At 70.1% G+C, this 7767-nt stretch carries 7 protein-coding genes; 2 read left to right on the forward strand and 5 right to left on the reverse strand.

The window, feature by feature from the left end; translation table 11 throughout:
* Positions 1 to 18 precede the first annotated feature (18 nt).
* A complete protein-coding gene (locus tag AB0G04_RS13590) occupies positions 19 to 1182 on the forward strand; it encodes an acyl-CoA dehydrogenase family protein (RefSeq protein WP_360981694.1) in 1164 nt (387 codons plus the stop codon).
* Positions 1172 to 2272: a CaiB/BaiF CoA-transferase family protein gene (locus AB0G04_RS13595; protein WP_360981696.1), complete on the forward strand. Its 1101-nt coding sequence runs from the start codon at positions 1172 to 1174 to the stop codon at positions 2270 to 2272. The genes AB0G04_RS13590 and AB0G04_RS13595 overlap by 11 nt, the downstream gene beginning before the upstream one ends.
* Before the next feature lie 233 nt (positions 2273 to 2505).
* Here the strand turns inward: AB0G04_RS13595 and AB0G04_RS13600 are convergent, their stop codons facing one another.
* From AB0G04_RS13600 to AB0G04_RS13620, 5 genes are all read right to left on the reverse strand, one after another.
* The gene (locus tag AB0G04_RS13600; RefSeq protein WP_360981698.1) at positions 2506 to 3861 is read right to left on the reverse strand and encodes a cellulase family glycosylhydrolase; all 1356 of its coding nucleotides are present in this window, start codon (positions 3859 to 3861) and stop codon (positions 2506 to 2508) included.
* A 212-nt stretch (positions 3862 to 4073) separates the two neighbouring features.
* Positions 4074 to 5129, reverse strand: a complete 1056-nt coding sequence (locus AB0G04_RS13605) for a GGDEF domain-containing protein (RefSeq protein WP_360981700.1) — start codon at positions 5127 to 5129, stop codon at positions 4074 to 4076.
* Positions 5130 to 5223: 94 nt separating this feature from the next.
* The gene (locus AB0G04_RS13610; protein ID WP_360981702.1) at positions 5224 to 6783 is read right to left on the reverse strand and encodes a methyl-accepting chemotaxis protein; all 1560 of its coding nucleotides are present in this window, start codon (positions 6781 to 6783) and stop codon (positions 5224 to 5226) included.
* An 87-nt stretch (positions 6784 to 6870) separates the two neighbouring features.
* On the reverse strand, positions 6871 to 7221 hold the full coding sequence (locus AB0G04_RS13615; protein WP_360981704.1) for a UBP-type zinc finger domain-containing protein: 351 nt from the start codon (positions 7219 to 7221) through the stop codon (positions 6871 to 6873).
* 12 nt (positions 7222 to 7233) lie between these two features.
* Complete coding sequence (locus tag AB0G04_RS13620) at positions 7234 to 7602, reverse strand: helix-turn-helix domain-containing protein (protein WP_360981706.1); 369 nt, start codon at positions 7600 to 7602, stop codon at positions 7234 to 7236.
* Between the last annotated feature and the right edge of the window lie 165 nt (positions 7603 to 7767).

Genomic DNA, 7767 nt, shown 5'->3' on the forward strand with positions numbered 1-7767 from the left:
GTGCTCGATGGTAGGTCGATGCCGACTCCCGGAATGGACGGTTACGTCGAACCGTGGCGCAAGCCGGAACACGACGACCTGGCCGAGCTCGCCCGCGCCTTCTTCACCAAGGAGGTGCTGCCGCACGCCGGACGGCTGGAGCGGCAGGGCCACCCGGATCGGGAGCATTACCGCCGGGCCGGCGAGCTGGGACTTCTCGGCCTCTCGATGCCGGAGGAGTACGGCGGCGGAGGCGGCGACTTCACCCACGAGGCCGTGCTGTTGCACGAACAGGCCCTGACCGGTGAAGGTAGCCTGGGCATCGCCGTGCACAGCGGCATCGTCACCGGCTACATCAACGACTACGGCACCGACGAGCAGAAACAGCGCTGGCTGCCGGGGCTCGTCAGTGGTGAGCTGGTCGGCGCGATCGGGATGACCGAGCCGGACGGTGGCTCGGACGTACAGGCCATCCGCACGAAGGCGATCCGGGACGGCGACGACTATGTGGTGAACGGTTCGAAGACGTTCATCACCAACGGAATCCTTGCGGACCTGCTGGTCCTCGCCGTGAAGACCGACACGTCCGCACGCGCGCACGGCATCTCGCTGCTGGTCTGCGAACTGACCGGCGACCCGGCCGGCTTCCGCCGCGGCCGCAACATCGAGAAGATCGGCCTGCACTCCAACGACACGGCCGAGTTGTTCTTCGACGACTTCCGGGTTCCCGCCGCCAACCTCCTGGGGACCGAGGGGTCCGGCTTCATCCAGATGATGCAGCAGCTGCCCCAGGAACGGCTGGTCATCGGCGTCGGCGCGGTCGCCGCCATGCAACGGGCCGTCGAGATGGCGACCGCGTACGCCAAGGAACGCACCGCCTTCGGCAAGCCGCTGCTCGGTCACCAGAACACCCGGATGGTGCTGGCCGACGTCGCCACCCGGACCCGGGTGTCGCGGACCTTCCTCGACGACTGCATCCAGCGGCACGCCCGGGGCGAACTCGACGTGGCGACCGCCGCGATGGCCAAGCTCCATCTCACCGAGGGACAGTGCGAGGTCGTCGACCGCTGCCTGCAGATCTTCGGCGGCTACGGGTACACCACCGAGTACCCGATCTCGAAGATGTACGCGGACGCCCGGGTCCAGAAGATCTACGGTGGCACCAACGAGATCATGAAGGAGCTGATCTCCCGTGTCCTTTGACCGGGGCGCCTCCTCAGGGCGGGGCCCGTTGCACGGCGTCCGGGTCGTCGAACTGGCCGGCCTTGCGCCGGCCCCGTTCGGCTGCATGATCCTGGCCGACCTCGGCGCCGACGTGGTCCTCGTCGACCGGCCCGGCGGCACCGGACCGGCCGGCCCCCTGCAGCGTGGCCGCCGCCTGGTCACCCTCGACCTCAAGTCCGACGAGGGCAGGGCCGGGCTGCTCGGCCTGATCGCGAAGGCCGACGTCCTGGTCGAGGGCTACCGTCCCGGCGTCGCCGAGCGCCTGGGCTTCGGCCCGGCCGAGTGCGAGAAGATCAACCTCAGGCTCGTGTACGCGCGGATGACCGGCTGGGGGCAGGACGGTCCGCTGGCCCGCGCGGCCGGCCACGACATCGACTACATCGCGATCTCCGGCGCCCTCGAGCCGCTGGGCCGCCCCGGCGAACGCCCGCACGCCCCGATCAACCTGCTCGGCGACTTCGCCGGCGGCGGCATGCTGCTGGCTGTCGGCATCCTGTCCGCCCTGCTGGAACGGGCCGGCTCCGGCCGCGGCCAGGTCGTCGACGCGGCGATGGTGGACGGGTCGTCCCTGCTCATGACGTTCCTGCACGGCTTCCTGGCCGACGGCAGGTGGCCCGGCGGCCGGGGCCGGAACGTGCTCGACGGCGGGGCCCCGTTCTACGACACGTACGAGGCGTCCGACGGTGGATACCTGGCGGTCGGCTCCCTCGAGCCGCAGTTCTACGCCGCCCTGCTCAAAGGCCTGGAACTCGACGCCGAAGCGGACCTGCCCGGCCAGTTCGACGTCAAGGGCTGGCCGGAACTGCGCCGCCGCTTCACCGAACGCTTCCGGACGCGGACCCGCGACGAGTGGGCCGCGATCTTCGCACCGCTGGACGCCTGTGTCAGCCCGGTCCTCTCCCTGACCGAGGCACCCGCACACCCGCACAACCGGGCCCGGAACGCTTTCGTCGAGGTGGACGGCGTCACGCAGCCGGCGCCGGCGCCGCGTTTCGCGCGTACCCCACCGGGCATCCCCGCTCCCCTGCGGAGCGCAACGGTCCCGGAGATCCTCACCTCCTGGACCTGACCCGAGACGAAGCCGGCCGGCTCGCGGCGCTGCCTCACCCCACGTGGGGACAGCACGCGAGCCGGCCGGCACCCGGGACTGCTCTCTCGCCCCACGCAAGAGAGCAGCCGGGCCGGTCGGTGACTACATCGACAGGAGCGGGGATTCGCGCCGGGGCGGGCGCGTCACCCGACATCCTGACATGGGAGCGCTCCCAGAGCAACTACGGGGCCACCCCCACGTCCGCCCGCGAATCAGCCCGCGGTGCAGGTGGGGACGGGCGCGGTGTTGCTGCCGTGCCACGAGCCCAGGAAGCCGAAACTGGTGCTCGCACCCGCGGACAGGCTGCCGTTCCAGCCGGCGTTGCGGGCGGTCACCGTGGAGCCGCTGACGGCCACGGTGGCACCCCAGGCGTTGGATACGGTCTGGCCGTCGGCGTACGTCCAGGTCACCGTCCAGCTCTTGATCGCCGCGCTGCCGGCGGTCACCTTGACGTCGCCCTGGAAACCGCCCGGCCACTGACCGGTGACCGCATAGGTGGCGGTGCACGCGCCGGCCGGGACCGACGGCGACGGCGACGGGGACGGGCTGCTCGGCGACGGTGAACTCGGAGCCGGCGAGCTGGGCTCGGCCCCGCCGAAAATGGTGGCCTCCCTGCTGGTGGCCCTGATGCCGTTGGGCCCGTCGATGATCCGCCGGCCCCACGTGGTCAGCGACGCGGCGTCGAAGTTGTTCGTCATGTCCAGGATCGGGTCGGTGTTGCCGGCCCACGACCAGCCGAGATAGCCGATGCCACGGGCCTGCGCCTCGGCGATCAGGGTCTGGTCGTCGACCTGGCCGGAGTCGAACTGCCAGCCGAACTCGCCGATGACCAGCGGCCAGTTGTTGTTCTGGAACACGTCGAGGTAGTTGCGGATCGACGTGGCGGTGTTGAACACGGCGTACATGTGGATGGACAGCACCGTGTTGTCGCGGGTGTCGGCGTCCAGGACCGTCTGCGCGTTGTCGCGCATCACGTACTGCGAGTCCTGTCCCCAGTTCGGGGCGTCGATCATGAGCAGGTGCTCGAACCCGTTGGTGCGCATCTTCTGGATCGCGGCGACGGTCGCCGCGGTCCACTGGCCGGGGTTGGTGTTACCGATCGGCTCGTTGCCGATGTTGATGACGACGTGGTTCTCCTGGCCCACGAGCACGCTCTTGAGCCCGATCCAGTAGTCGACGGCCTGGTCGAGGGTGTACGCGGCAGTGTCTTCGCCGTACCCCGTGGTGTCGTGGTTCTCCAGTACGCAGATCAGCCGGTTGGCCTTGCACAGATTGATCACGTTGGTGACGTCGGCGGCGGTGTTGGCCGTCCACCGGCCGCCGCTGAGCACGACCCGGACCGTGTTGGCGCCGGTCGCTTTGATGTCGGCGAACGAGCCGGTCCGGTCGGCGTACCAGGTGTGCATGTGGTTGATGCCCCGCATGACGAACGTGGAGCCGTTGGCCTCGACGATGTTCCGGCCGCTGACGTGCAGGCCGGTGGCGGCGTGGGCGGGCGGCACGAACATCAGCACGGATGCGGTGAGGGTGACGAGGACGGCGGCGATCGTGGCCAGTCTTCTCTTCATGACCTGCCTCTCGGGAGGGAATGGACAGCGTTCTCTCGACGCGTTCCACCCCGCCCCGGGCAGCCCCTGCCACATCGTCACCGACGTGTGAACGGCACGCTACCCGCCCGTACCAGGCATCGCAACGGATCGATGTCAGGCGACTCTCGGACGGTGGTGCTTCTCCCGGTACATGGCCACCGCGCCCGGGCCGGTGGAGGCCCCGCGGGCGGTCAGGCGGCGACGGTCCGGCCGCGCTTGTCGCGGTACATCGCGGCGTCGGCCTCGCCGGACAGCGCGTCCAGGCTCGCGCTGCCGCCGGCCGGGCGCAGGGACATCCCGGCGCTGACCCCGACCGTGACGGTACGGCCGTCACCGATACCGATCGGCTGCCGGATCGCCTCCCGGATCCGGGCCAGCGCGCGGGCCGCCCGGGCCGCGTCCGCCTCGGGCAGCAGCACCAGGAACTCGTCGCCGCCGAGCCGCCCGGCCATCCCGTCCGGGCCGAGCGCCGCGGTCAGCCGGGTGCCGACCTCATGCAGCAGCAGGTCGCCGGCGGCGTGCCCGTAGGTGTCGTTGACCTGCTTGAACCCATTGAGATCGAGCAGCAGTACGGCAAGCGGCCGGCCCGCGAACTCGTCGGCGTAGGCGGCCAGCCGGCCCCGGTTCGGCAGCCCGGTCAGCGCGTCGTGGCTCGCCTGGTGCTGCAGCGCCCGCCGGGTCTCGTTCAGGGCGGTGAGTTGCCGCTGCAGCGCCGACGCCTGGGTCCCGGTGATCACCGCGATCATGAAGCCGACGACGACCACGAAGAACAGCTCGGGCGAACCGGGCACCAGCAGGGCGAAGCCGAGGGAGGTCGCCGCGAAGACGAGCAGGGCGCCGAGCAGCTGGTGCCGCGTCGCCGCGACCGCGATGGCCGGGGCGAGCACCGGCCAGGTGACCATGTCGCTCTGCCGCGAGACGAGGACCACGACGGCCACGATCGTCGCCGTGTCGAGTACCGACTGCATGGCACTGAACCGCTGGTACCAGTTCGAACCGGGGCGACGCAGGCCGAGGTACGACAGGATGTTCGTCACCGCCATCGCGCCGACGCCCACCCAGCAGGCGGTCCGCACGTCGGCGGTGTACACCGCGGCCGACGCGGAAACGGCACCGGCCGCGGCCAGGGCGGTGGAGACCATCCCGAAGGTACGCGCCACCAGCGCCGCGACCTCGATGGTTCGCCGCCGCTTGAGCAGCGCGTCGTCGTCGACGGGCACTGCCGAGCGTGGCTTCAGCGTACGCATGAGCACTCCATCGGCAGCCCTTCCCGGTGTCTGAGAGAACAGCGCGACGTGGGGCCGGTCGCCCTCAGGCGGCCGGCCCCACGCGGTGACCTGCTCAGAACTTGAACGCGCCGACCAGAGTGCGCAGCTCCTCGGCGGTGCGCGAGACCTCGGTGCTGGCCTCGAGCGTCTGGTTGACACCGCCGACGGTCGCGGCGCTGGCCGAGGAGACATCGCTGATGTTGGTGGCGATCCGCTGGGAACCGGCGGCGACCTCGGCGATGCTGCGGCTCATCTCGCCGGTGGTGGCGGTCTGCTCCTCCACCGCCGAGGCGATGGTGGTCTGGAAGTCGTTGATCTGCGCGATGACCTCGGAGATGCGGTTGATGACCTCGACCGCGCCGCCGGTGTCCTGCTGGATGGCGTTGACCCGGGTGTGGATGTCCTCGGTGGCGCGGGCGGTCTCCTGGGCGAGGTCCTTGACCTCGCTGGCGACGACCGCGAAGCCCTTGCCGGCGTCCCCGGCCCGGGCAGCCTCGATGGTGGCGTTGAGGGCCAGCAGGTTGGTCTGCTCGGCGATCGAGGTGATCAGCTTGATGACGTTACCGATCTCGGCGGACGACTCGCCGAGCTGGCGGATGGTGTCGGTGGCGCGGGCGGCCTCGGTCACCGCGACCGCGGCAATCTGAACGGCCTCGCTGGTGTTGCGGGAGATCTCCCGGATGGAGAGGCCCATCTCCTCGGAACCGGCGGCGACGGTCTGCACGTTGCGCGAGATCTCGTCGGCCTCGGCGGAGGCCGAGCTGCTCTGCCGGTCGGTGTTGTCGACGGCGGCGGCGATCTCACCGGAGACGGCGGCCAGTTCGGTCGAGGCGGCGGCGAGGCTGTCGGCGTCGCCGGCGATGGTCCGCATCGAGTCGCGCAGCTTGTCGAGGGAGCGGTCCAGACCGGCGGCCATCACCCCGAACTCGTCACGGCTGGTGATCCCACTGCGCACGGTGAGGTCGCCCCGGTCGAGGGCGTCGATGACGAGGCCGAGCTTGCGGATCGGGCCGAGGATGGAGCGCACCATCGGGACGGCCATGCCGATCGTCAGCGCCAGGCCGATGCCGGCCACGATGATCGCGATGTTGCGGGTGCTGGCGACGGCCTCGGCCATCTCGGCCTTCTGTGCGGCGACCGCGGCCTCCACCTTCTCGTTGAGGGCGTCGAGCTCGTCGTCGGTCTTGTTGTTCCGCTCGGAGATCTCGTCGGTACGCTTGATCACGGCCTTCGGGTTCGCGACACCGGCCGTGACGAAGTCGGTGATGAACGTGTTGAAGTCGGTGAAGTCGGGCCGGTAGCCCTGGAACTCGGTGAACAGCGCGGGCGGCAGGCCGCAGGCCTCGACCTTGTCAGCGGCTTCGGTCGAGGACACGACGTCGTCGGCCACATCCTCGCTCACGTCATGACCGAGCGCGGACCGGTACGCGTCCACCTTCAATTCGCTCTGCCGGTTGTTGAGGTGGTTGATCGCGGCGAGGCAGGCCTCGAGGCTGCGCATCTCCTCGGCCTGGGTCCTCAATGTCGACTGGCTCGTCAACGTGATGGCCGCCAGGGCGCCGAGAGCCACGGCGCCCGTCGCGACGATGACCCCCAGCCGTTTGGCCGTGCCGATGTTCTGAACTCCGCGCATCTGCCCTCCTTAGCATCCGACGCCCCCACCATCGGACGTGTCGGGCATCACCTGAGGAAGGCCATGAACGCGGGACGGTCGGACGTTTCAGCGGTTCAGGCGACGGGTCCAGTCGGACGGGACGGCGCCTGCCGGGCCGGGCGCCGGCTGGTCGGCCGGGTGGCTGACGGGCGGCGCAAGCGGCGGGCCGGAGAGTCCCTGCTCGGTGGCGTAGTTCCAGAACCAGTCCTCGCCGGGCTCATAGCTCTGGATCACCGGATGTCCGGTCGCCTTCCAGTGCGCGGTGGCGTGCTGCGAGGGCGAGCTGTCGCAGCAGCCCACGTGCCCGCACCGGGCGCACCGGCGCAGGTGGAACCACCAGCCCGAGCTGTCGAGGCACTCGGCACAGCCGGGGCCGGAGGGCGGTACTTCGGTCTGGATCGGGTCGTCGCTGCTCACGCCGGAAAACTATCAATGCACCCGGTCGTACGCCTCCTGCGCCTCGCGGGCCGTGCCGATCTCGCCCTCGACCAGCTCGATCAGCTCGACGAGTTTGGCCGCGGCCCTGGCGCCGAACTCGGTGAGGCTGTACTCCACCCGCGGCGGGATGGTGGCCTGCACCTCGCGGCGGACCAGGCCGTCGCGCTCGAGCGCCTGCAACGTCTGGGCCAGCATCTTCTCGCTCACGCCGTCGACCCGGCGGCGCAGCGCGTTGAAGCGGAACGATCCCTCGTGCAGCGCGGCGAGCGCCAGTGCGCCCCACCGCCCGGTGACGTTCGCGAGAACGCCGCGCGAGGCGCAGTCCCGCGCGAACACGCTGGGGATCAGGTCGTCGTCCACGCGGCGAGAATACCAGCACTTACCCAAGGTTTGCGCTTTCGAAAAGTTAGTGCCATTCTTCTGGTCACCGCCAAAGAGCATCGGCTGTCGCGTACCGCTGGCAAGCCACGTACCACAAAAACCGGACGCGCCACCCCGAGGGGAACACGGACCCTAGAAAACCAA

Origin of the sequence: Actinoplanes sp. NPDC023801 (assembly GCF_040639655.1) — a bacterium.
In the GTDB taxonomy this organism is placed as follows: Bacteria; Actinomycetota; Actinomycetes; order Mycobacteriales; family Micromonosporaceae; genus Actinoplanes.